This window comes from Pseudoalteromonas sp. UG3-2, from assembly GCF_037120705.1.
Classification (GTDB): Bacteria; Pseudomonadota; Gammaproteobacteria; order Enterobacterales; family Alteromonadaceae; genus Pseudoalteromonas.
Genome location: NZ_JAWLJU010000002.1, coordinates 640,728 through 664,472, shown reverse-complemented (window position 1 = coordinate 664,472; position 23,745 = coordinate 640,728). Strand labels below are relative to the sequence as shown.

At 45.3% G+C, this 23,745-nt stretch carries 21 protein-coding genes and 1 tRNA gene; 16 read left to right on the top strand and 6 right to left on the bottom strand.

Annotation, left to right across the window (positions count from 1 at the left end; all coding sequences use genetic code 11):
- Window positions 1–108: 108 nt before the first annotated feature.
- From cmk to pyrF, 6 genes are all read left to right on the top strand, one after another.
- On the top strand, window positions 109–825 hold the full coding sequence (gene cmk, locus R3P39_RS06315) for a (d)CMP kinase (RefSeq protein WP_336566381.1): 717 nt from the start codon (window positions 109–111) through the stop codon (window positions 823–825).
- Between the two features lie 98 nt (window positions 826–923).
- Complete coding sequence (gene rpsA, locus R3P39_RS06310; protein WP_336566380.1) at window positions 924–2,591, top strand: 30S ribosomal protein S1; 1,668 nt, start codon at window positions 924–926, stop codon at window positions 2,589–2,591.
- Between the two features lie 61 nt (window positions 2,592–2,652).
- Window positions 2,653–2,943 (top strand): integration host factor subunit beta, encoded by a 291-nt coding sequence (ihfB, locus tag R3P39_RS06305; protein WP_336566379.1) that lies wholly within the window; start codon window positions 2,653–2,655, stop codon window positions 2,941–2,943.
- 17 nt (window positions 2,944–2,960) lie between these two features.
- Window positions 2,961–3,224, top strand: a complete 264-nt coding sequence (locus R3P39_RS06300) for a LapA family protein (protein WP_336566378.1) — start codon at window positions 2,961–2,963, stop codon at window positions 3,222–3,224.
- Window positions 3,225–3,226: 2 nt separating this feature from the next.
- The gene (locus R3P39_RS06295) at window positions 3,227–4,363 is read left to right on the top strand and encodes a lipopolysaccharide assembly protein LapB (protein WP_336566377.1); all 1,137 of its coding nucleotides are present in this window, start codon (window positions 3,227–3,229) and stop codon (window positions 4,361–4,363) included.
- A 28-nt stretch (window positions 4,364–4,391) separates the two neighbouring features.
- Window positions 4,392–5,099 carry an orotidine-5'-phosphate decarboxylase gene (gene pyrF / locus R3P39_RS06290; RefSeq protein WP_336566376.1) on the top strand — a complete coding sequence of 236 codons (708 nt, stop codon included), beginning with the start codon at window positions 4,392–4,394 and terminating at the stop codon, window positions 5,097–5,099.
- Between the two features lie 54 nt (window positions 5,100–5,153).
- On the opposite strand, the gene R3P39_RS06285 is transcribed toward pyrF, so the two are convergent.
- Complete coding sequence (locus tag R3P39_RS06285; protein ID WP_336566375.1) at window positions 5,154–6,425, bottom strand: hypothetical protein; 1,272 nt, start codon at window positions 6,423–6,425, stop codon at window positions 5,154–5,156.
- A 313-nt stretch (window positions 6,426–6,738) separates the two neighbouring features.
- On the opposite strand from R3P39_RS06285, the gene R3P39_RS06280 reads away from it, so the two are divergent.
- Entirely contained in the window at window positions 6,739–7,623 is an 885-nt protein-coding gene (locus R3P39_RS06280; protein WP_336566374.1) for a patatin-like phospholipase family protein, read from the top strand.
- A 73-nt stretch (window positions 7,624–7,696) separates the two neighbouring features.
- Here R3P39_RS06280 and R3P39_RS06275 read toward each other — a convergent pair whose 3' ends face one another.
- Window positions 7,697–8,527 (bottom strand): CvfB family protein, encoded by an 831-nt coding sequence (locus tag R3P39_RS06275; protein ID WP_336566373.1) that lies wholly within the window; start codon window positions 8,525–8,527, stop codon window positions 7,697–7,699.
- A 2-nt stretch (window positions 8,528–8,529) separates the two neighbouring features.
- The gene (locus tag R3P39_RS06270; RefSeq protein WP_336566372.1) at window positions 8,530–9,861 is read right to left on the bottom strand and encodes a DEAD/DEAH box helicase; all 1,332 of its coding nucleotides are present in this window, start codon (window positions 9,859–9,861) and stop codon (window positions 8,530–8,532) included.
- A gap of 208 nt (window positions 9,862–10,069) precedes the next feature.
- Here R3P39_RS06270 and trhO point away from each other — a divergent pair, with 208 nt between their 5' ends.
- From trhO to R3P39_RS06230, 8 genes are all read left to right on the top strand, one after another.
- On the top strand, window positions 10,070–11,053 hold the full coding sequence (gene trhO / locus R3P39_RS06265) for an oxygen-dependent tRNA uridine(34) hydroxylase TrhO (RefSeq protein WP_336566370.1): 984 nt from the start codon (window positions 10,070–10,072) through the stop codon (window positions 11,051–11,053).
- Between the two features lie 186 nt (window positions 11,054–11,239).
- Entirely contained in the window at window positions 11,240–12,250 is a 1,011-nt protein-coding gene (locus R3P39_RS06260) for an L-threonylcarbamoyladenylate synthase (protein ID WP_336566368.1), read from the top strand.
- A gap of 205 nt (window positions 12,251–12,455) precedes the next feature.
- Window positions 12,456–13,472: an efflux RND transporter periplasmic adaptor subunit gene (locus R3P39_RS06255; protein WP_442962042.1), complete on the top strand. Its 1,017-nt coding sequence runs from the start codon at window positions 12,456–12,458 to the stop codon at window positions 13,470–13,472.
- 2 nt (window positions 13,473–13,474) lie between these two features.
- Entirely contained in the window at window positions 13,475–16,567 is a 3,093-nt protein-coding gene (locus R3P39_RS06250) for an efflux RND transporter permease subunit (protein ID WP_336566367.1), read from the top strand.
- Between the two features lie 232 nt (window positions 16,568–16,799).
- Complete coding sequence (locus R3P39_RS06245; protein ID WP_336566365.1) at window positions 16,800–17,171, top strand: hypothetical protein; 372 nt, start codon at window positions 16,800–16,802, stop codon at window positions 17,169–17,171.
- A 99-nt stretch (window positions 17,172–17,270) separates the two neighbouring features.
- Window positions 17,271–17,361 (top strand) — tRNA-Ser (locus R3P39_RS06240).
- A gap of 52 nt (window positions 17,362–17,413) precedes the next feature.
- A complete protein-coding gene (locus R3P39_RS06235; RefSeq protein WP_336566364.1) occupies window positions 17,414–17,794 on the top strand; it encodes a hypothetical protein in 381 nt (126 codons plus the stop codon).
- Between the two features lie 142 nt (window positions 17,795–17,936).
- Window positions 17,937–18,551 carry an FKBP-type peptidyl-prolyl cis-trans isomerase gene (locus tag R3P39_RS06230; protein ID WP_336566362.1) on the top strand — a complete coding sequence of 205 codons (615 nt, stop codon included), beginning with the start codon at window positions 17,937–17,939 and terminating at the stop codon, window positions 18,549–18,551.
- Window positions 18,552–18,724: 173 nt separating this feature from the next.
- Here the strand turns inward: R3P39_RS06230 and asnS are convergent, their stop codons facing one another.
- Window positions 18,725–20,122 (bottom strand): asparagine--tRNA ligase, encoded by a 1,398-nt coding sequence (gene asnS, locus R3P39_RS06225; protein ID WP_336566361.1) that lies wholly within the window; start codon window positions 20,120–20,122, stop codon window positions 18,725–18,727.
- Between the two features lie 237 nt (window positions 20,123–20,359).
- Between asnS and R3P39_RS06220 the strand changes: the two genes are divergently transcribed.
- The gene (locus R3P39_RS06220) at window positions 20,360–20,794 is read left to right on the top strand and encodes an AAA family ATPase (protein ID WP_336566358.1); all 435 of its coding nucleotides are present in this window, start codon (window positions 20,360–20,362) and stop codon (window positions 20,792–20,794) included.
- Between the two features lie 114 nt (window positions 20,795–20,908).
- On the opposite strand, the gene R3P39_RS06215 is transcribed toward R3P39_RS06220, so the two are convergent.
- Window positions 20,909–22,246, bottom strand: a complete 1,338-nt coding sequence (locus tag R3P39_RS06215) for a KamA family radical SAM protein (protein WP_336566357.1) — start codon at window positions 22,244–22,246, stop codon at window positions 20,909–20,911.
- A gap of 192 nt (window positions 22,247–22,438) precedes the next feature.
- On the bottom strand, window positions 22,439–23,728 hold the full coding sequence (gene bioA, locus R3P39_RS06210; RefSeq protein ID WP_336566355.1) for an adenosylmethionine--8-amino-7-oxononanoate transaminase: 1,290 nt from the start codon (window positions 23,726–23,728) through the stop codon (window positions 22,439–22,441).
- Window positions 23,729–23,745 lie beyond the last annotated feature (17 nt).

The window sequence follows — 23,745 nt, the reverse complement described above, 5'->3', positions numbered from 1 at the left end:
TAATAATTTGACATATAACAAAAAGTCGCAGGTAAATAAGGATATATTCATTAAATTAACGTATACTGTGCGCCGTCAAAAACAGGTGAGCATTTTTAGGAGGTCTAAATGCAGGCAGCTATGCCAGTTATCACCGTCGACGGCCCAAGTGGTTCAGGCAAAGGAACTGTTTGTCGCTTGTTAGCTGAAACTTTAAATTGGGATGTATTAGATAGTGGCGCAATATACCGCGTATTGTCGTTGGCGGCGCTACATCATCAGATAGCCACCGATAACGAAGAAGCTTTGGTGCCATTAGCCGCGAATCTCGACGTGCAATTTAGCATTGATAAAGAATCTAAAAAGAGCAAAATTGTACTCGAGGGCGAAGACGTTACTAACACCATCCGCAACGAGGAAGTGGGCGCTGCGGCGTCGAAAATTGCAGCCTTACCGCGAGTAAGAGAAGCATTACTAAGACGACAAAGAGCGTTTCGCAGTGAAAACGGCCTGATTGCCGATGGCCGCGATATGGGCACTGTGGTCTTTCCGGATGCGGAATTAAAAATATACCTCACAGCGAGCGCTGAAGAGCGGGCTCGTAGGCGCTTTGTTGAGTTGAATGAAAAAGGCCATGATGTTACACTAAGTGGTCTGTTAGAAGACATTAAAGCTCGCGATGATCGCGATATGAATCGCAAGGTTGCCCCATTAGTTCCTGCAAGCGATGCAGTCGTCGTAGATACGACGGATTTCAACGCTTCGCAAGTGTTCGAACAGGTTATGTCTTTTATTCAGGACGCCATTGTGGCTGGTAAACTTCCCAAGGGCTGTTTACCAAAATAAATGATTTAATGGCACAGGCAGGAGGCCAGTGTTTTTTTAACAACCCCATGCAGCATGGTTGCTAATTGGAAATTTAACTTTATAGAGACGTATTTAGTATGTCAGAAAATTTTGCGCAGTTATTTGAAGAAAGCCTACAGGGTTTTGAAGTTGAGCAAGGCTCAATCGTTAAAGGTACAGTAATCGCTATCGAGAACAATGTTGTTCTTGTTGATGCTGGCCTTAAGTCTGAAAGTGCAATCCCTGCAGAGCAATTCAAAAATGCTGCTGGTGAACTAGAAGTTGCCGTAGGCGACGAAGTAGACGTAGCACTAGACGCAATCGAAGACGGTTTCGGTGAAACGATTCTTTCTCGTGAGAAAGCGAAGCGTCACGAAGCTTGGATCCGTCTTGAGAAAGCATGTGAAGAGCAAGAGACTGTTACTGGTGTTATCAACGGTAAAGTTAAAGGCGGTTTCACAGTTGAAGTTGATTCAATCCGTGCATTCCTACCTGGTTCACTTGTTGATGTTCGTCCAGTTCGCGACACAGCTCACCTTGAAGGTAAAGAGCTAGAGTTCAAAGTAATCAAGCTAGACCAGAAGCGCAACAATGTTGTTGTTTCACGTCGTGCTGTTATCGAATCTGAGAACTCACAAGAGCGTGAAGAACTACTTGCGAACCTTGTTGAAGGTCAAGAAGTTAAAGGTATCGTTAAGAACCTTACTGACTACGGTGCGTTCGTAGACCTAGGTGGTGTTGATGGTCTTCTACACATCACTGATATGGCTTGGAAGCGTGTTAAGCACCCTTCAGAGATCGTAAACGTAGGTGACGAAATCAACGTTAAAGTACTTAAGTTTGACAAAGAGAAAACTCGTGTTTCTCTAGGTCTTAAGCAACTTGGCGAAGATCCATGGGCAGCAATCGCTGGCCGTTACCCAGAAGGCGCTAAGCTAACTGGTCGTGTTACTAACCTAACTGACTACGGTTGCTTCGTAGAAATCGAAGAAGGCGTTGAAGGTCTAGTACACGTTTCTGAAATGGATTGGACTAACAAGAACATCCACCCTTCAAAAGTTGTTGCACTAGGTGACACTGTTGAAGTTATGGTTCTTGAAATCGACGAAGAGCGTCGTCGTATTTCTCTAGGTCTTAAGCAGTGTAAAGCGAACCCGTGGCAAGAATTTGCTCGTCTTAACAACAAAGGCGACCAAGTATCTGGTAAGATCAAGTCAATCACTGACTTCGGTATCTTCATCGGTCTTGAAGGCGGCATCGATGGTCTTGTACACCTATCTGATATCTCTTGGAACACTCCAGGTGAAGAAGCAGTTCGTGAGTACAAGAAAGGCGACGAAATCACTGCTATCGTTCTACAAGTTGACCCAGAGCGTGAGCGTATCTCACTTGGCGTTAAGCAAATCGACGCAGATCCATTCACTAACTACCTAGACGCCAACAAAAAAGGTGCTATTGTTAAAGGTAAAGTGACGGAAGTTGATGCTAAAGGCGCAACTGTTGAGCTTATCGAAGGCGTTGAAGGTTACATCCGTGTAGCTGATATCGCTCAAGAGCGTGTTGAAGATGCATCTTCAGTAGTATCTGCAGGCGACGAGATTGAAGCTAAATTTGTAGGTGTTGATCGTAAGAACCGTACTATCAGCCTATCAGTTAAAGCAATCTACGAAGCTGAAGAGAAAGAAGCGCTAGAGAAGCTTAAGAAAGAAGAGCCTGCGTTCGAAAACGCAATGGCTGCAGCTTTCAAAAATGCTCAAAAAGACTAATTAATCAGTCTTTAAAATTGGAAGGGCATTGAGCCCTTCCTTTTACATTTAAGGAAACGTTATGACAAAGTCTGAATTGATAGAACAACTTGCTCTGCAACACGCGCATGTCCCGGTAAAAGATGTAGAAAATGCAGTAAAAGAAATCCTTGAACAAATGGCTGGCTCATTATCAGACTCGGAACGCATTGAGATCCGTGGTTTTGGTAGTTTCTCGCTACATTATCGTTCACCGCGTACTGGTCGCAACCCAAAAACAGGTGAAACGGTCGAACTTGACGGCAAGTATGTTCCTCACTTCAAGCCGGGTAAAGAACTGCGCGACAGAGTTAACGAAAGCCTAAATAAATAGAACTAACGGAGTAAAACTTGGTTGCAGTATTAAAAAAGGGATTGGCTATTGTCGCGGTATTAATAGCATTTTTAGTTGGCACACAAAATCCACAACTTGTTGATGTCAGTTTTGTTATTGCCAGTACTGAACTGCCGCTTGCAACCTTAATGAGTATTTGTTTTGCACTAGGACTGGTTGTTGGCCTACTTGTGACAGCCTCGGTGTTTTCTCGGCTAAAATGGCAAAATCATCGCCTGAAAAAAAATAATAGCAAGCTTAGCCAAGCAGCCGAACGCTAGTTATGATCGAGCTGCTGTTCTTACTCTTACCTGTAGCCGCCGCCTATGGCTACGTAATGGGAAAAAATAGCGCAAAGAACCAAGCGCTGGAGCAAAACAGAAAAATCACCTCAGAATACAGTAAAGGCTTGAAATTCCTCTTAGACAGAGAAGAAGATCAAGGACTTGAATACCTCATTAAACTCTTAGAAGTGTCTGCTGACTCAGTAGACCATTATCTCACGCTTGCGTCTTTGTTCAGAAAACGCGGCGAGCTCGATAGGGCAATCAAAATCCATGAACTGCTACTGAAACAGCCCAACATAGATGCCGAAGTGGTTAAATCGTGTCGCTTAGAATTGGCACAAGACTATATTTTAGCTGGCTTATTGGACAGTGCAGAAGAACACCTCGTGATCTTGGTCAAAGCCGGCTTTGAAGAAGCACTGGACCCCATTTTAAACCTCTATTCGCAAACTCGAGACTGGCGCAAAGGCGTGCATATGTTTGAAGCCCATCCAGCTCTGTTTAAAAAGTTATCTCATTGTGCCACCATCGCCAACTTTTATTGCGAAGCGGGCAATCAAGAAGCAAACCCAAGTTTATTCGATAAAGCCACGGCGCTCGCCCATGAGACGGTAAGGCCATTGTACGAAATGGGCCAAGATGCTTTTAAGCAGGACGATTACGTTAAGTGCATTTACTATTGGCGCAAGCTTGTCAGTCAGTTTGTTCATATGGCGCCCTTGGTATTAGAAGATCTTGAGTACTGTTATGTGCAGTTAAATATCCATGAGCAATTTTATGAGTTGATAGCCGAACTTTTAGAGCAAGGCGGCGTGTTGATCCGAATAAAACACTGCCAAGGTTTGGTTAAGCAAGGTCATTTTGAGCAAGCCATAGAGTTTCTAACTGATAGTTTAAAACGCGAGCCATCAATTAGAGGCTTTAGTTATTTACTGCAACTTATTAGCGGTAAAAATGCTAAAATAGAACACGTTTTACAAGAGATAGATAAATTAGTGACGTCTTATATCGCCACTAAGCCTAACTATCAATGTAACCACTGTGGTTTCACTAGCCACACTATGTATTGGTTATGCCCTTCTTGTAAGCACTGGGAGTCACTGGCTCCAAGCCGTGGATTAGACGGTTTTTAAGTTATTGATTTGGCCAAATAGGGTTACTATGTCGACACAAGATTTAAAAAAGGTATTGATAGCGCTTGACTATGACAATGAAGCAGCCGCGTTATCATTTGTTTCTCAGCTCTCTCCTGATGAATGCCGATTAAAAGTAGGAAAAGAAATGTTCACCTACTTTGGCCCACAGTTTGTAAAAAAGTTGGTCGACCAGGGCTTTGATGTATTTTTAGATTTAAAATTTCACGATATCCCAAACACCGTCGCCAAAGCGGTGACGGCCGCCGCTGAACTGGGTGTCTGGATGGTCAATGTGCACGCCAGTGGTGGCCACGAAATGATGGCGAAAGCGAAAGCCGCTTTAGCCCCTTATGGTGATAAAGCCCCTTTGCTGATTGCAGTCACGGTACTGACCAGCATGGATCAAGGTCAATTATTAAAGCTCGGGGTTGAAAAAACGCCGCAAGAGCAGGTATTGTATTTAGCAAAATTGGCTCAAGAGTCTGGTCTTGATGGCGTTGTCTGCTCAGCGCAAGAAGCCGAATTACTAAAATCTCAATTAGGTCAAGAGTTTAAGCTGATCACCCCAGGCATTCGCCCGGCTGGAAGCGATGCCGGCGATCAAAAACGCATAATGACACCTGAAAAAGCAATCAAGGCGGGAAGCGACTATCTCGTCATAGGTCGACCGATTACGCAAGCGGATGATCCCGCGGCAGCGCTAAAAGCGATCAATCAAACTCTGCTTTCGTAACCCTATCTTTGCAGTGAAAAGGCAAGGCCTGATTACAGGCCTTGCTTGCGCAGATTAATTGATGTTGACACAGATTTCGTGATACCAAACATCGTAATAGGGATGTGACACTAACGCGCCTAGAGTGAAAACATTGCCATTGCTATCGGTTACAGAGTTATTGCCGATAGCCACTTCACCTTTATTAACGCCGTCCCACATAAAGCGATCCGTGCCATAACTGCTATTTTGATAGACAAAGGTTTGACCGCTAAAACCAGGATCGTTTCGTCCTTGGTTATCACCTGCAAACGCACATTGTGGCGCGATTTTATCTGGCACAAATATGAATTGGTCGAAGGTGGCTGTGTAACTCGAAGACTGCGTAGTGCCCCACGTTTCGAGCTGGAATAAGTCGCCAGCACTGACGGCAAGGGAAGTTATGGCTCCTTGAGCCCTGCCAGAAGTCGAAAGGTCATAAGCAGTGCCATTTAACTTATAGCGTATGACATCGCCGTATTGTCCAGGCGAATAAAGTTGCATATCCCAATCAAAGAAAAGTTTACCGTTTTCTGCAATGGTGATACCTGCTGTGACACCACCGCCACCACTGGTAACGGAAGCAACCAAAGCGCTTGTGGTCATGGTTGAGTTAGCAACCCCAGTCACTGACCAATTACTCGCTGCAAAATCGTCATTAAATCCATAGGTAGCACTGGCATCATATTGACCACATTTGAAGTGATATCGCATGGTGTTATTGGTTGGACGCTCGAGTCTTAAGTAGCTAAGTACTTCACCTTGTGGGCAAGCAACCGCTTGTCTGTCGAGATACACCGCATTACCGCCGCCATCTTCGTCCGCGTTAGTAAAATAATCCGTGAGGCCTAAGAGCTTTTTATTGCCACACTTATAGTGATAGCGAATAGCGTTACTAGTAGGGCGCTCGAGGTGCATAAACTGGAGCGGCTTTCCTTCGCAGTTAATGGTGTGGCGGTCTAAGTAAACCACATTGTCACCACCATCGTCATTTTGTGGAGTGTAATGTACTTCATTGGCAAACCCAGACAGCTCAGTACATTGATAGTTATAAGCTATTTGTGTTGCCGATGGTCGGTACAGCGCCAGTGCGCTCAATCCATCACTGCCACAATCGAGATAATGACGGTCTAAGAAAATCAAATTGCCTTGGCCATCATCGTTAGCAGGAGTCGTGAGTTGATATTCAGCAGCAGTTGCAGTAGCCGCTAAAGCGCCGAATACCAATGCGGCAGTCAGTTTAGCCAAACTGGTGATGCCGTTGCGTGGCAGTATTGCCTTTTGTTGCTTCGGGTTACTTAGGTTCATATTACCTATCCTTACTTGAGTTAAAAAGCAACGAAAGGTTAGTTGTGTATTGCAAATGTGTAAATTACATGTAATTACATAGGGTGTTTTAATACACAAAATTTACAAAGTGGTGCCAACTTATGTTGGCTAATAAGTAATTATTTTAACAGTAATTGTAGACTTGAAACTCGGCTGCATCGCCCTCAGCTATAATAGTGATATAGCATAATACAGTGAACTTACACAGTTGACCAAAGCGTAGTAATGCCAACCTAGGCTTTTGGTGAGTTGTGTCACTTCTCAATAATAATCCACAAGAGAAGAGAAACCTATGAGCAATAAAATACGTTCTGCCATTATCGCCGAAGGAGGGGGGCAAAAAGGCATCTTCACCGCGGGGGTGTTAGATGCCTTTTTAGAAAAAAAATTCACGCCATTTGATTTAAAGGTGGGCGTCTCAGCCGGGGCACAAAACTTAGCGGCGTATTGCGCGCGAGCTAGGCAGTACGCACAAACGGCCATTGAGTCCTTAACCACTGAGCAGCAATTCTTTCGGCCCGCGCGGTTTTTTACTGGTGGCAATGTCATTGATCTAGACTGGTACTTTCACCAAGTGGAACACAATGGCAAGGTACGCTTCCCAACCGAACCTAATAACCTTACTCCAGACAGTAACTTTTACGCGGTTGCCAGTCACCATGAGACACTTGAGCCGCATTATTTGCATACCTGGCATGACAACATGCTTAATCACTTAAAAGCCTCCAGCGCTATTCCTTTCTTATATCGTCCTGCTGTAAAAGTGCAGGGCCATGGGATGATGGACGGTGGTGTCGCCGATCCACTTCCTGTTCGCTGGGCACACGAAAATGGCGCAAAAGACATTTGGGTTATCCGTACTATCGAGGCCCACGACGATGGCAAGATGCCGGTGCTTGAGCGTTTGAAGCCAATTATGCGCAAAGTGAAGCAATCGCCACGGATGTTTGAAATGTACCAACATTATCAGACACGTTATGCCGATGCCGTAGAGTTTATGAATTCGCCACCGGCCGGTGTCAATGTAATACAAATAGCTCCAACCCGGCCATTAGAGTCGATGATCCTCGGATCGAGTCCTGAGACCTTGAAATCAGACTATCAGCTAGGTTTTGAGCTCGGGCTAGACGCGGTGGATAAGTGGCGTAAAACAGTGGAAGTGGATGCGGCTGGCTAGCGGCAGAGAAACAGTAATAAAAAACCATAAAGCATTGCAGCGATTATCAAGGCTGCAATGCTTAGGTTACATGCTACTGCTTGCGAATAGATATTGAAGTAGCTTCAATATCGATTTTTCCTTGCTTAAATAGCCCGCCGATGGCTTTTTTGAAGTTGGCTTTTGAGGTCGAGAAGGTACGCTTAATCGCCTCCGGATCAGACTTGTCGCCAAGTGGTAAATAACCGCCGCTTTCTTCTAATTTGGCATAAATGGTCTCGCCTAAGTCTTTGACCTTACCGATCCCTGGCTTTTCTAGCACGATATCGATTTTGTCTTCGTCGTGGATGGTTTTAACGTAACCTTTCATGCGTTGTCCAATGTACATACGCTTGAACACATCATTAAAAAACACCAAACCAAAATGCGCTTCATTGACGATGACCTTGTAGCCTAAATCGGTTTTGGCGGCGACAATTAAGTCCACTTCCTCAAACTTGTCATATTTAGGTGTCGATTTATTTAAAAATTTCCCTAACGCACTGGAAGCACAAATACGCTGACTTGCTTTATCAAGGTAGAGACGTACCAAATAGCTATAGCCATCACGCATTTTTGGTTTTTGTTCATTGAACGGCGCTAACACGTCTTTTTCGATGCCCAAATCCATAAACGCGCCCACTTTATTAATCTCTTTCACGCGCAGTAAGGCAAATTCGCCTACTTGCGCCAGCGGCTTTTTGGTGGTGGCTGTGGCATGGCCAAGGTTGTCGAGGTAGATGAATACCTCAACAGAGTCGCCTTCCTCACAGTGCGCTGGAATTTCTGCTCGGGGTAAAAATACGTCGCCAAGCTCACCGCCATTTAAATAAGCACCTTCGGCGCTCAGCTCTTCGATAGTGAGCAGTTTAATTTCGCCTAACATGATTATTCCTCATCGCTTTGTGGTTTGGCTTTACGGCGTAGTGGCATTGAACCGTCAATATCAATCGGAGGTGCAATTGGCTTGTTAACCACCGATTTCTTAGGCTTTTTCGCCTTTGGCTTACGCTTAGGTTGCTCTGCCTCTTTTACTGGGCGTTTTTTACTTTGCTGTGGCTTTTGCTTAAAGCCTTTAAACTTGCCTACTAGCTCTGGTATTTCTTTAAATGGCAATGGCTCATCCAGATAATTTTTGATGGCTACATAACTGTCCCAGTCTTTTGGTCCCACTAAAGAGATTGCAGAGCCTTTGAACCCAGCACGACCAGTACGGCCAATTCTATGGACATACTCTTCGGCTTGTTTTGGCAAGTCAAAATTAATCACGTGGGTAACAGACAACAAGTCAAGGCCACGTGAGGCCACATCTGTGGTGACCAACACTTTATAGATACCACGACTAAAACTATCCATAATATCTAGACGTTTGTTTTGTGGCATCTCACCAGACAAAGCAATGGCCTTAATACCCATGTCATTTAATAGCTTACTTAAACGCTCTGTGTCGTTACGTGTTGCGGTAAAAATAATCCCTTGGCCTAGATCGTCTTGGCTTATAAAGTGTTTAAGCAGGGCTTCTTTATGATCTAAGTGATCGGCAAAATAGAGTGCCTGTTTAATGTCCTCGTGTTGCTGGTGGGCATTACTCAGCATAATACGCTTTGGTGAGCGCAATAATTGCCTAGAAGAGGCGTCGACTTGTTTATGATCTAACGTCGCCGAAAAGAGTAAGGTTTGTCGTTGACGGTGATCCGCTGAGTCATTAATCACGTCGAGCTGCTGTTCAAACCCTAAGTCAAACATTCTGTCTGCTTCATCAAAGATCAACAACTCTAGACCACTGAGGTATAACGAGCGGTTCTCTATGTGATCGGCAATTCGCCCTGGCGTACCAATGACAAAGTGCGGGTCTTTGCGTAATGCCTTGACTTGGTCATTGTAGTTTTCCCCGCCCAGAACCTTACATACTTGAATATTGCTACCGGCACATAAAGCGCGGCATTCAGAAAATACTTGAGTGGCCAATTCACGAGTTGGGGCAACAATAACAACGCGCGGGTCACGCTTGCTGAGCGCTTTGTTTTTCATTACTCGTTGCACCGCCGGTAATAAAAACGCCAAGGTTTTCCCGGAACCGGTTTTCGACTGTGCGAAAACGTCATGTCCTGCTAATGCCGTTGGGATGGCGTGCGCTTGGATCTCGGTCGGTTCCGTGATCCCTTGGTGGGCTAGCTGTTGTTCTAGGCGCGAGTCAATCCCAAGTTCAGTGAATCTCAAGTCAATTTCTCCAAGTCTTGAATTTTAATAACACGCAATTATACCAAAGCATAGACCCTCTCGGATATAGCATTTGTGTTTTTTGCATTTCAATTAAAAATCCGTAAAATACGCGCCTCAGCGCCGGGTTTGCGACTCGGTTTTCAAGTTTTACATGTCGTCGTGTTTGATATGTAAGCGAAACAAAGCTTAAAACTAGGAAATATCAATGTCAGAACAATACGTTGTTTGTGCTATGTACAAGTTTGTCTCTTTACCAAATTACCAAGAGATCAGACAGCCGCTTTTAAATGTAATGGAAGTCAACGAAGTACGCGGAACGCTATTACTTGCCGAAGAGGGGATTAATGGCACCGTAGCGGCTAAGCGTGAGGGTATCGATGCACTATTAGCGTGGCTCGACAAACAGCCCGGCTTAGAAAACATAGTGACCAAAGAATCTTTCGATGAAACCTGTCCTTTCTATCGCACCAAGGTAAAACTGAAAAAAGAAATCGTTACTATGGGTGTGCAGGGCATCGACCCTAAAGAAGTGGTGGGTACCTATGTCAAGCCACAAGAATGGAACGACCTGATCTCCGACCCTGATGTTGTTCTGGTTGATACTCGTAATGATTATGAAATTGAGATTGGTACGTTTAAAAACGCCATCGATCCGAAAACCAAAACCTTCCGTGAATTCCCAAAGTGGGCAGAAGAGAATCTTAATCCAAAGCAACACAAAAAAGTGGCGATGTTTTGTACCGGCGGTATTCGCTGCGAAAAGTCAACGGCTTACATGAAAGAGCAGGGCTTTGAAGAGGTGTATCATCTTGAAGGTGGAATATTGAAATACCTTGAAGAAGTGCCAAAAGAAGAAACCATGTGGGAAGGGGAATGCTTTGTGTTTGATAACCGTGTTGCGGTGGATCACGACCTCAACAAAGGCTCTTACGACCAATGTCATGCTTGCCGTATGCCGATTACGGAAGACGAAAAGCAAAGTGATGAATACATGGAAGGGGTGTCTTGTCACCACTGCTATAAAGAGTTAACCGCAGAGCAAAAGGCGCGTTTTGCTGAACGGCAAAAACAAATTGAACTGGCAAAACAACGCGGCGAAGGTCACATAGGCCACGAAGCGCAAGAAGCCATTCGCAAACGTAAAGAAGAAAAACTGGCGCAAAAAGAAGCGCAGCGAAAATCGAGCTAAATTACCAGCGTAACAAAGGGGCCACAGCGGCCCTTTTTTATTACCGTGGCAAGCAAGATTATCGTTCACTGCTTTTTTACCATTCACACAGCGTTTTTGAGAACTAAAAACACAATTATTACTGGCATGGCTGTCCCAGAGTTGGTTATAATTCGCCCCCGAATTTCAATCAAAGCGAAGTAAAGGGTGCAGCAGATTACCTCCTCAACTCAACATTTAATGGCACAACAGGCAAAGGCTATCGAAATCGCCGCAGCGCTATTAAGCCAAGGTGAGTTAGTTGCAGTTGCCACTGAAACCGTATACGGCCTTGCTGCCGATGCCCGCCAACCAGAAGCGGTAAAAAAGATTTTTGCAGCCAAGGGGCGACCTGCCGATCACCCTCTTATTGTGCATCTTGCTAGCGCCGCAGAGGTGGCCGAGTGGACCGCAAGCTTACCTTGCTATTTTGATACTCTGGCCTCGGCTTTTTGGCCAGGGCCACTGACCATAGTGGCAAAGAAAGCAACGCATGTGAGTGACATAGTTACCGGTGGTCATGATACCGTGGGCATACGCGTGCCAAACCACCCAGCCATGCAAGCTTTGCTGGCACAATTAAAAACGGGTTTAGCTGCGCCTTCGGCGAACCCCTACAAAAGAATCAGCCCCACCACCGCAGAGCAAGTATTGTTTGGTCTTAACTCTAAAATTGCTGCGGTGCTCGATGGCGGTCAATGTGAAGTGGGACTTGAATCCACTATCGTTGACATCAGTGGTGAGCAACCGCGAATACTGCGTGCCGGCCCCATTACAAAGCAACAATTACAATCGGTATTGGGTGTGGAAGTTGCAGAGCCTGAAGAACACACGGTTGCTGTGCCTGGTAACGTAAAAGCCCATTATCAACCAAATAAAACACTTACTGTGGTTAATACTGAAGAGCTGATTAACACGTTGAGCTCAGGTGTTGCCGCTAATACTGGGGTCTTGTTTTACAGTCAAGCCGTAGCCGCGACTATTGCATCAACACAGCAGCCTGGTCACTTAGTTGATTTGAAATTAGCGCAACACAAGCCTGGCTATGCCCAAGGTTTGTATTATGGCTTACATCAATTAGACCAATCTAGTGCCACTGAAATACTCTTGGAAGCGCCACCGAAAACACCCGAGTGGCGCGATGTAAATGACCGCTTAATGCGCGCAGCAGCACAATAACCTTACGAACGCGCGCCAACTTGGGGCGCGTTCTTTACATAACTTTACCTTACTTTACATATGCTTATCGGCAGGATGCGTCTTGTATCCTTGGTCCTGTATTTTATCGCAAGTTAGCTGTGAGCTATCGAATAATTAATCTCGTATAGACCATTATACTGATACACTCAATACAGCAAGAACAATTCATAAATACAAGGTAAGTATGTCGACTTTCAAATCTACGTTATTGCTAATGGTGTTGTTATTCGTTAGCACAACACTGTATGCCAGACCTGCTCAGGTTATTGCGAAGCCTCTGCAATTTGAGCGCAGTAGCCAACGCATTGAGGTGGTGGGAAACTCCGAAGCAATACAATCAGTGACCCTATATCCAGCCATAGGCGACCGAGTGACGGCGGTGCACTTTAAACCCGGTGACCAAGTTAAAGCAGGGCAATTGTTAGTGGAATTAGATTCGCGGCGGCAAAAGGCGGCATTACAGGAAGCTAAAATCCTGTTAAAAGATGCCCAGCGCACGGTTGATCGACTTACTGACAGCCAAAAACGCGGTGCTGTGCCCGTCAATGAACTAGACCAAGCCATCACTCAGCGGGATTTAGCTCAGGTGGCTGTCACTCAAGCTGAAAATGAATTACAAGACCGTCATGTAGTCGCCCCTTTTGATGGAGTAATGGGCCTAACGGATGTTGAGGTGGGAGACAGGATCACCACACAAACGGCCATTGCTACCATTGATAATTTTAAGCAATTGTATGTGCAATTTTCTGCACCCGAGTCGGCATACTCTATGTTGGGACAAAACCAGCAAGTTATGCTTACGCCTTGGAACGATGGACAGACCCAAATTGCAGCTAACATCGCCCAGATTGATTCACGGATTAATCCAAGCGACCGCACGCTTAGAGTAAAAGCGGTGTTTAATAACCAAAACCAAGCCTACCTACCTGGGATGAGCTTTCGTGTGGCAATAACAACACAAGGCGAAGAGTATGCCGTTATACCTGAAGCCGCCTTACTTTGGGGAGCAACGGGCCCGTATGTTTGGAAAGAAGTGGATGGTAAAGCTAAGCGCATCGATGTCAAAATTCAACAGCGTTTAGCCGGTCGTCTGTTGGTCGAAGGGGACTTAGCAGCCCAAGAAATGCTGGTTGTCGAGGGCGTACAACGACTTAGACAGGGTCAAGAGCTGGCGATTAACGCAGCGATAGCGAAGGATTAAACATGACTAAGCCGGATATTTCGCAAATCCAAGATCTCCCCTCAATGGCGATACGTCGACCTGTGTTAATTGTGGTATTAAACCTACTGATCATTATCGCAGGTATATCTGCCTTGGCTGGTGTTGAAGTTAGAGAGCTGCCCGATGTCGACAGGCCACGTCTTACCGTATCGGCTTCCTTTCCTGGTGGTTCACCTGAAACGGTTGATACGGAAGTAACCAGTAAGCTGGAAGGGGCTGTGGCTCGGGTCAGTGGGGTCAAAACCATAAGAGCACAAAGTGAAGAAAATAACGCTCGGATCGTGGTGGAATTTCGTCCAGGAGTCAACTTAGACGATGCTGCTAACGAAACCCGGGAATCGGTATCACGAGTGCAACGTGAGTTACCCGAAGAGGTTGAGCGGGTATCAATCATTAAAGCCGACAACGATGCTGAAGCCGTGGTATCCCTGACGGTGAGTAGCAGTTCATTGACCCTTGAAGGATTAACAGAGCGGGTCGAAAAAGATTTGGCCCCGCAATTTTTAACCATTCCAGGAGTAGCTGATGTCAGGCTCAATGGTGACCGTGAACGAGTGCTACGGGTAAGGATTGACCCCTTAAAACTCACCAGCTACAACCTGACAGTCCCAGATATCGCACAAGTATTGCGCCAAGCGCCCTTTGATGTGCCTGCGGGCAGTTTAAAATCCGACGACCAACAAGTGATTGTTCGTGCCGATGCGACATCGATTACCGCAGAGCAGGTGGGTAACATCATTATTCGCGGGGATACTCGTATTGCCGATGTCGCGTCGGTGTACTTTGGACCCGCAGATCCACGCTCTATGGTGCGTTTAGATGGCGAACCGGTAATAGGCCTTGAAATTATTCGCCAAGCACAGTCCAATACCATAGAGATATCTGATGAAGTATTGGCCTTGGTAGAAAAGAGCAAGGTGCGGTTTCCAGATTTAGAGCTCTTTGTCACTTCAGACGATGCCCAGTTTATCCGCAGCTCAGTAGACGAAGTGCTTAACTCATTACTTATCACCATTTTATTGGTTATTTTCACTCTATGGGTGTTTATAGGCTCATGGCGCGCTACATTAATTCCTGCCTTTGCTATTCCTGTTGCCTTAGTTGGTTCATTGGCGTTAATTTGGGGCTTAGGTTTTTCGGTCAACATACTTACGTTATTGGCGCTGGTGTTGGCCACAGGGTTAATTGTTGATGATGCCATTGTGGTGAGCGAAAACATCCAACGCCGTCGTGGCGAGGGGATTGGCCGAAGAGCCGCGGCAGTTCTAGGGACTCGTGAGGTATTTTTTGCGGTTGTGGCTACCACTGCGGTGTTGGCTGCGGTGTTTGTTCCCATTGCCTTTTTACCTTCAACCGCGGGTAAGTTATTCCGTGAGTTTGGTGGCGTGTTGGCAGGGGCTGTGATCATATCCTCTTTCGTAGCCTTATCTTTGGTGCCGGCGTTAACGTCAAAGCTGAAGTTAAAGCAAGACGGAAAAAAACACCTATTTTCAAGTCTTGGCAATACATTGGCGGGTGTTTATAAGCGCAGTATCAATTGGGTGTTAAGTCACGCTTGGCTGACCCTTGGCGTATTCATTATGATTGCTGGCGCGTCCGGTGCGCTCTATAGCCAATTAGACAATGAATTACTGCCAACAGAAGATCGCGGCAAAATCAGAATATTTGCTCGCGGCCCAGATGGCGTTGGCTTAAACTTTATGGACCGCCAAGCGAAGCAAATGGAAGACATACTACTACCCTTTGTAGAAAGCGGTGAAATAGAGTCGATTTATACGGTAGTTGGGCAATGGGACCCGAATATTGTCTTTATTACTGTGCCTTTGAAGCATTGGGATGAGCGGCATTTTTCACAGCAAGAAATCATCGACAAAATCCGTGGGCCTCTGGGTAATATTCCAGGGGCACCGGCACGGGCTTTTGGCGCCAACAGCTTAAATTTACGTGGTCAAGGAGGCGGCATTGAAATTGCGCTTTTAGGCAATGATTACTTAGAAATATTCAAAGCGGCGCAAAGTTTTGCTGCTGCGGTTGAACAGCAAATGCCTGAAGTGGCTCCCGTGCAAATTTCCTATCAGCCTTCGCAACCACAGTTACGAGTGAATATCGATAGGCGCAGAGCTGAAGAGCTTGGTGTGAGTTTAAGTGATATTTCCACAACGCTTAGAGCGGCTATCAATGGCGATGATATTGCAGACCTTAATGTCGGCGATCAATCGATCCCAATTATGTTGCAATCGCAAAATCACACTATTAAAGATCCCAGTGATTTAGCCAATTTATACGTTGGTGGCCGTGATGGTAATCTAGTGCCACTAAGCAGCTTGGCAGTGATTGTTGAGGAAGGCGTGGCAGCTGAGCTGGAGCGACATGCACAGCGGCGCAGCATTGAAATTGATATGAAACAACCTGAAGACATGCCAATGGCTGAGGTAGTTAATAAACTACGGCAACTGGCTGATCAGGAGTTACCTGATAGCGTGACATTGGCATTCAAAGGCGAGGCATTAACGTTTGAAGAAACCGCAAACGAAGTGATGTTAACCTATGTTTTGGCGTTCGTTATTGTGCTATTGGTTTTGGCCGCGCAATTTGAGAGCGTTAACAGCGCCGTGGTGGTGATGATCACGGTGCCGTTTGGCATTACCTCGGCCATTTTAGCGCTATACCTTACTGGCACATCGTTGAATATCTACTCCCAGATAGGCTTGGTGATGTTAATTGGTCTTATTGCAAAAAATGCCATATTGCTGGTGGAGTTTGCGGATCAGCTCAGGGATAAAGGCCACACTGTCCGTGAAGCGGTGGAGCAAGCGGCTATCATTCGTTTAAGACCCATTATGATGACCCTAGTTTCTACCTTACTCGGGGCGCTGCCATTGATTTTATCGGTTGGCGCTGGCGCTGAATCGCGTAACGCCATTGGTTGGGTGGTGTTTGGCGGACTTGGTTTGGCGGTGTTATTTACTCTTTACCTCACACCTGTGGTTTATTTGGGATTAGCACGATTTACCAAGCCTAGAGCCGATGAAACCAAAATGTTGGTCAATGAGCTAGATAAAGCAGACAGTTAGCACTGAGACATGTACACTGTTAAAAATAAGCGCGGCTTTGGCTGCGTTTTTTTTATGCAGCCATTAATGTGGCGCTAACGGCTTAAATGATAAATTGTATTGAACTTTTTATTATCAAAACTGTCAGAGCCGATGTGGTTGTTTTATAGCCAGTAAATTTGCTACTCTAAAGCAGTAAATCCTGTTTTCTATAACAATAAGAATAAACCAGCTAATTGAAAGAAGAAGTGCCATGGGTAATTTATTTTTAAAAGAGCGGGAAAATTGGACAGCTTGGATTATATGGAGCCTAATTGGTTGCGCGGCAACCATAGCGCTTTCCAATTACACAAGCCAAACCTGGATGGGGTTAATTGCACCTATTGCAATTGTTGGTTTGCTAACAACATGGATGAGTTACACTAAGCGGTTTGATTTTTCGCGTGCGTTCAAAGTATTGAGCACAGTGGTGTTGGTGTCATCAATACCGGTTATTGTGGAAAAAGCCTTGCCTGCCAAAAATACGGTAGTCGGCGTAATTGACTCTGGGATAATCGTTATCGCCATGGTCGTGGCTTCGTGTTTGTTCGCATTTTTAGCCAAAAGGCCAAAACAGTATTACTAGAATACCTAAAATGGCGCAAATTTCATGCAGCTAAGTACAGTTTTTTTAAAATAGAGCTTTACTTTTTTTCATGCTCTGCATAAAATGCGCGACAACAACGGAGAGATGGCTGAGTGGTTGAAAGCACCGGTCTTGAAAACCGGCATACGTTAATAGCGTATCTAGGGTTCAAATCCCTATCTCTCCGCCACCTCATTCCCAAAACCGCCTGCAATTGGCGGTTTTTTTCGTTTGGAGCGTGTATGTCAGTAGTAAATAATATCACAGTCATTAAGCACAGTTCGTTGTGGATTGGTTTTAGTTATTTCTACTTAAGTGGCCTAACCATGGGATTAACACTTTCTATTGACGCTCAAGCGGAGCCGAGCTTAGTCACCTTGTTATTACATGCTTTTTTATTTAACTGCTTGGTCGGGCATTTAATCACCAAATATGAAACCCGGTGGCCGTATTTAGCCAGTATGGTGATTGCTTTAATGGCAATCGTTGGCTTTGGTCACTATTTTATTGGTTCACTGAGTCATTACAGTGATGAAATGAACTTAGGCTTGGTGTTATTACTTCCTTTTGCTACTTATGTCATGGATAAGATAAAAGGCTATGCTGAGCAGAGCGTTAAGTAATTTTACCTTTGCCAAGCGAATTATCATTTAAGTTCTTTCCTGTATTACTCCGCTGCTCGATAAACCAGCAACCACGGTATCTTGCAGCCACTGCTTGTGATATAATCGCAACTTCATCTTTAAGCAAAAATATGGAAAGAGTATGTCTCAATTCAACACAGACGCAGAGAAAGCAAGTTACGGCATTGGTTTACAAATGGGTGAACAGCTAAAAGCCAACCCTTTTGAAGGCCTTAACCTAAACTCAGTATTCGAAGGCATGAAAGATGCTTACGCTGGCGAAAGCTTCCGCGTTGAAATCCCTGAGATCCAAGCTGCATTTGAAAAAATTAACGCTGAAATTCAAGCTCGTCGCGAAGAAGAAGCAAAAGTTTTGGCTGCTGAAGGTTTAGCGTTCCTAGAAGAAAATGCTAAGCGTGCAGAAGTAACTGTTACTGAGTCTGGTTTACAATACGAAGTTGTTGAAACAGGTGATGGTGACAAACCAGCTGAAGATTCAAAAGTACGTGTTCATTATCACGGTACTCTTATCAATGGCACTACGTTCGACAGCTCTTATGAGCGCGGCCAGCCAGCAGAATTCCCAGTAAATGGCGTAATCAAAGGCTGGACTGAAGCATTGCAGATGATGACTGCAGGTTCAAAATGGCGTTTATATGTACCGCATGAACTGGCTTACGGTGAGCGCGGCGCTGGTGCAGCAATTGCACCTTTCTCAACACTGGTATTTGATGTTGAGCTATTAGACGTACTTTAATCGTCTATCTTAGGATGAGTCCTTAGCGACTCATCCTACGCCATTTCACCTCTATCCCTGACTTATTCCCCCGACATTTGCCATAGCCTCTTAATACCAATTCGCTTAAGTAAGTGGTATCAGCCATAAAAAAAGCCCCCAATTGGGAGCTTTAAAAGTCGTATATTGCCAGTTTAGTAGGTAGCACTGCCTTTTGTACGTGGGAACGCGATCACGTCACGTACGTTACCCATGCCGGTTACATAGGCAACTAAGCGTTCAAAGCCTAAGCCAAAACCAGAGTGTGGTACTGTGCCGTAGCGACGCAGATCACGATACCAGCTGTAATCTTCTTTGTTTAAGCCCATTTCTTCTAAACGTGTATCAAGCACATCAAGGCGTTCTTCACGTTGTGAGCCACCGATGATTTCACCAATACCTGGTGCTACTACGTCCATTGCTGCAACGGTTTTACCATCTTCATTTTGGCGCATATAAAATGCTTTAATGTCGCGAGGGTAGTTCTTAATAACCACAGGTGCATTAAAATGCTCTTCGGCTAAATAACGCTCGTGTTCAGACTGTAAGTCCACGCCCCATGCAACAGGGAACTCGAACTTTTTGCCGCAGTTTTCTAAAATGGTAATGGCGTCGGTGTAATCCACTTGCGCGAAATCTTTTTCGATGAAAGCCTCTAAGCGGTTGATGGCGTCTTTTTCAATGCGTTGTGCAAAAAACTCCATGTCGTCACGACGCTCGTCAAGGACCGCTTTGAACACATATTTCAGCATGTTCTCAGCAAGGGCGGCAATATCATCTAAATCAGCAAATGCCACTTCCGGCTCAACCATCCAAAACTCGGCAAGGTGGCGAGAGGTATTGGAGTTTTCAGCACGGAAAGTAGGGCCAAAGGTATAAATTTTTGATAGTGCGCTGGCGTAAGTTTCGCCATTGAGCTGACCTGATACCGTTAAGAAGGCTTCTTTACCAAAAAAGTCTTCACTGTAATCGATGTCACCTTTGTCAGTGCGCGGCAGATTGTTCATGTCTAAGGTTGAAACCCGAAACATTTCACCTGCGCCCTCGCAGTCACTGGCTGTAATGATTGGGGTGCTGATCCATTGGTAACCATTTTCATGGAAGAAGCGGTGGATTGCTTGTGAAAGACAGTTACGAACACGCGTAACGGCACCAATGACGTTGGTACGAGGGCGCAAATGCGCGTGCTCGCGAAGGTATTCAATGCTGTGACGTTTCGCCGCCATAGGGTAAGAGTCTGGGTTTTCTACCCAGCCAAGCACTTCCACGCGATTGGCTTGAATTTCAAATGACTGACCTTTACCTTGTGATGGCACCAAAACACCAGTCACGGCCACTGAACACCCAGCAGTTAGACGAGTCACTTCGTCATAATTATTCAGCGAATTAGGGACTACGGCTTGAATTGGGTCAAAACAAGAACCGTCATGGACGGCTAGAAATGAAATGCCTGCTTTAGAATCACGTCGTGTACGGATCCAGCCTTTGATTGTAACCTGGCTATCAACCGCAACGGTGCCTGCTAGTAGCTCCGTTATCGCTGTGTGGCTCATCTTTACTCCAAATGAATTTATTTATTATCTTAAAATAAAAGACTGTGTGTCTTATTGTCATGTAAACCGTATATTACCTGCGATGCGCCAATAAAAAAACACTGAAATGGAAAAAACTCATGCTATTTCTGGCCGCAATGACCGCTAAGGCCATGATTAATTTTCTAATCTGTGGCATTATCTTTGTCAGTTTATAAAATTTGCACAGTTTACATAGAGAGTGGTGACCAAAATTCAATGAAACAAGTTTTTATTTTGCGAGGCTTACCCGGCTCAGGGAAGTCACACTACGCCCAAACCTTAGCCGATGACTTAGTGGCTGGGGACGAAACTCAGTATTTTATTTGCTCCACCGATGATTTTTTTACCAGCCATAATGGTGAATATCGTTTTGATAAAACCCGCTTACCAGAATACCACAACCTCAACCTGGCTCGCTTTATTAACGCCCTAGCAGAAGGGATCCCTTTGGTGATTGTCGATAATACCAATATTAAAAAATGGGAGTTTGTGGCGTATTCGGCTGCGGCTGCGGCCATGGGGTATCAAGTAAAAGAGGTGATTGTTGGCGAGATTAAAGACAAGTCGTTACAGCACCTGTATGCGAAAAGAAATAGCCACCGAGTGGGGTTAAAAACCATTTCTAAAATGGCGCACCTATTTGAGTGGTAAATACTAGATAGTAAGGCGAAATAGGGCATAACCGCGCTGACTTGCTGATACAAAAAGGGGGATCTGATATCCAGATCCCCCTTTATTATTGTGAACTTTACGCCGTGGTTGCCATTACATGGCTTCGTATTCATCCTGCCAGAAGAACTTTTCTTCACCAAAGGCGGGTTTTAAATCATCTAACCAGTGGGCGTTTTCATCAAACTTAGCAAAGAAAGGACGCTGCACCCAATCTGGGTTTCTGGCTTGAATAAAGCGTAGTACAAACACCTTCTCACCGGCAATCTCGCTGACGCCAGAGACTTCGACTTTACCTGGCCCTGCGCTCATCGATGGCCCTCGCACGGTGCGGCTTACGCCAGAGACCTGTTTATAGGCTTCGCGGAAAATTTCCCAGGTTTTATGCAGTGGTATTTCAAAATAACGCTTAGCACCCGTATCACGTTCAATAAACATGTAGTAAGGGATCATGCCAAGTTGAGTTTGCTCTTTCCACATTTCTGCCCACATATCAGAATCAACATTAATGTTATTCAGTAGCGGAGCTTGAGTGCGGATCTGTGCGCCAGTCTTGCGGATGAGCTTAATGGCTTCACGTGTGACGTCAGTACGCAGCTCTTGCTTGTGGTTAATGTGTGCCATAATAGAGACGTGCTTACCAGCGTCGACAAGATCTTTCAGTAGCTTCAATAACTCTTGGGCATCGGGATCGGTAACATATCGGAATGGCCAGAAGGTTAACGATTTGGTGCCGATACGGATGGTACGAATATGGTCAAAGCGCGGCTCTTTTAATGCTTCGAGGTAATTCTTAAGTTTTACGGTGCGCATCACCATAGGGTCGCCACCGGTCATCAGTAAATCTGTGACTTCTTTGTGCTCTGCTAGGTAGTTGTGCAGCAGTTCAGCGTCGTTGTTATTAAAGCGAGTTGCTTTACCAACAAACTGTGCCCAACGGAAGCAGAAAGTACAATACGAGTGACAATACTGACCCTGTGATGGAAAGAATAACACCGTTTCTTTGTATTTATGCTGGATACCGTCAACCCGTTCACCGTCGTATTCAGGAACGTTCTTTTCCATTTGCCCAGCAGGGTGTGGGTTTAACTTTTGACGGATCTCTGTGGCTAAATTGAATACTTCTTCAGGAGTATGATCACGGCTAAGTAAGTCAGCCATTTGCTCATAAGATTCATCATCTAGCATTCCGCGTTGCGGGAAAGTAAGTTGAAACACAGGATCGTTGGGTACTTTATCCCAATCAATCAACTCTTCAATTACGAAATTATTTACACGAAATGGAAAAACGTTGGCGACCACCTTCATTTGAAAACGTAGGTGTTCAGGCAATTTATCAAGTTGTTCAATCTTATCGATTTGACGGTGCTGATAAACTGTGAAACGAGGTGGCTGATAAGCTTCAGCGGGCTGCAATTGGACGGTTTGCTGCATATCTATTATGTCTCTTTCTCACTTGCAAATAATAAAAGCCGCCATACTAACATGTAGAATATGACAATTCAGGTCGAAGCGCCGAAAAGTAGCAAAAAAGACAAATTTATTCGAAAATATTCACTAATTGCTTAGAGTTATGCCACCGCAACTGGAAAAATCCAGTGCGGTGGCAAACAATAGTTAGAGTGCTTAATACTGCTGTTGTACAATAGCTGAAAAAATCGCATCCGCTAAGGTTTCAATGTCAGCATTACTGGTGATGTAAGGCGGCATAACATAGATAAGTTTGCCAAAGGGGCGGATCCATACGCCTTTAGAGATAAAAAATGCTTGAATTTTTGCCACATCCACTGCCTCATGTAATTCCACTACTCCGATAGCACCAAGAACACGAACGTCTTTAACAGCCTCGAGTTGCCTGCAGCGCTCAAGTGCGCCAAGTGCCGTTTCAATACGTGCAATGTTGTCAAGAGTGGCAGCTTGCTGGAGCAATTCAACGCTGGCAATCGCCGCTGCGCAGGCCAGTGGATTCCCCATAAAAGTTGGACCATGCATTAATACCTTGGCTTCACCTTGGCTAATGCCAATGGCTACCTCGGAGGTGGTCAGGGTTGCAGCTAATGTCATCATGCCGCCGGTTAATGCTTTGCCTAGGCAAAGGATGTCTGGGGAAATGCCCGCATGTTCACAGGCAAACATTTTGCCGGTTCGAGCAAAGCCGGTAGCAATTTCGTCCGCGATAAGCAATACATTGTATTGATCGCAGAGGCGACGCACTGCCGCGAGGTAATCAGGATGATAAAAGTTCATGCCACCGGCGTTTTGCACAATGGGCTCTATAATAAATGCCGCCACTTCGTGGTGGTGCGCGGCAAAGGCCTGCTCTAAATCGACCAGTTCGTCTTGACATTGGCTGCCATAGAAATTGCTTTGCGGGGCATCAACAAACACTTGTTCAGGCAAAAAGCCTTGATACATACTGTGCATGGAATTGACCGGATCGCACACACTCATGGCGGCAAAAGTATCGCCATGGTAGCCTTTTTTGGCAGTCATAATTTTGTTTTTATTGCGCTTTCCTTGACTAAGCCAATACTGAATGGCCATTTTGATTGCCACTTCGACACTCACAGAGCCGCCATCGGCAAGAAAAACCTTATCTAAATTTGCCGGTGTCATAGCCACTAATAACCGACACAGCTCTACCGCTGGGCGGTGGGTTAGGCCACCAAACATCACATGGCTCATGGTGTCTGCTTGTGCCTTGACTGCTGCAACCAATTTCTCATGGCCGTAACCATGGACTGCACTCCACCACGACGCCATGCCATCAATCAAAGACTCTCCTGTAGCCAGTTCAATGCGGTTACCTTGAGTGCTACTGACGGGGTAAACTGGTAACGGGTCAATCATCGATGTATAGGGGTGCCAGATATGCTGACGGTCAAAATCCAAATCTATTGGTTGTTTATTATTCATATGTAAACCTAGGTGGT

Excerpts from the sequence above, each read along its gene's own strand:
- cmk (WP_336566381.1), top strand. The coding sequence starts at position 109 with ATGCAGGCAGCTATGCCAGTTATCACCGTCGACGGCCCAAGTGGTTCA.
- rpsA (WP_336566380.1), top strand. The coding sequence starts at position 924 with ATGTCAGAAAATTTTGCGCAGTTATTTGAAGAAAGCCTACAGGGTTTT.
- ihfB (WP_336566379.1), top strand. The coding sequence starts at position 2,653 with ATGACAAAGTCTGAATTGATAGAACAACTTGCTCTGCAACACGCGCAT.
- R3P39_RS06295 (WP_336566377.1), top strand. The coding sequence starts at position 3,227 with ATGATCGAGCTGCTGTTCTTACTCTTACCTGTAGCCGCCGCCTATGGC.
- pyrF (WP_336566376.1), top strand. The coding sequence starts at position 4,392 with ATGTCGACACAAGATTTAAAAAAGGTATTGATAGCGCTTGACTATGAC.
- R3P39_RS06285 (WP_336566375.1), bottom strand. The coding sequence starts at position 6,425 with ATGAACCTAAGTAACCCGAAGCAACAAAAGGCAATACTGCCACGCAAC.
- R3P39_RS06280 (WP_336566374.1), top strand. The coding sequence starts at position 6,739 with ATGAGCAATAAAATACGTTCTGCCATTATCGCCGAAGGAGGGGGGCAA.
- R3P39_RS06275 (WP_336566373.1), bottom strand. The coding sequence starts at position 8,527 with ATGTTAGGCGAAATTAAACTGCTCACTATCGAAGAGCTGAGCGCCGAA.
- trhO (WP_336566370.1), top strand. The coding sequence starts at position 10,070 with ATGTCAGAACAATACGTTGTTTGTGCTATGTACAAGTTTGTCTCTTTA.
- R3P39_RS06255 (WP_442962042.1), top strand. The coding sequence starts at position 12,456 with ATGTCGACTTTCAAATCTACGTTATTGCTAATGGTGTTGTTATTCGTT.
- R3P39_RS06250 (WP_336566367.1), top strand. The coding sequence starts at position 13,475 with ATGACTAAGCCGGATATTTCGCAAATCCAAGATCTCCCCTCAATGGCG.
- R3P39_RS06245 (WP_336566365.1), top strand. The coding sequence starts at position 16,800 with ATGGGTAATTTATTTTTAAAAGAGCGGGAAAATTGGACAGCTTGGATT.
- R3P39_RS06235 (WP_336566364.1), top strand. The coding sequence starts at position 17,414 with ATGTCAGTAGTAAATAATATCACAGTCATTAAGCACAGTTCGTTGTGG.
- R3P39_RS06230 (WP_336566362.1), top strand. The coding sequence starts at position 17,937 with ATGTCTCAATTCAACACAGACGCAGAGAAAGCAAGTTACGGCATTGGT.
- asnS (WP_336566361.1), bottom strand. The coding sequence starts at position 20,122 with ATGAGCCACACAGCGATAACGGAGCTACTAGCAGGCACCGTTGCGGTT.
- R3P39_RS06220 (WP_336566358.1), top strand. The coding sequence starts at position 20,360 with ATGAAACAAGTTTTTATTTTGCGAGGCTTACCCGGCTCAGGGAAGTCA.
- R3P39_RS06215 (WP_336566357.1), bottom strand. The coding sequence starts at position 22,246 with ATGCAGCAAACCGTCCAATTGCAGCCCGCTGAAGCTTATCAGCCACCT.
- bioA (WP_336566355.1), bottom strand. The coding sequence starts at position 23,728 with ATGAATAATAAACAACCAATAGATTTGGATTTTGACCGTCAGCATATC.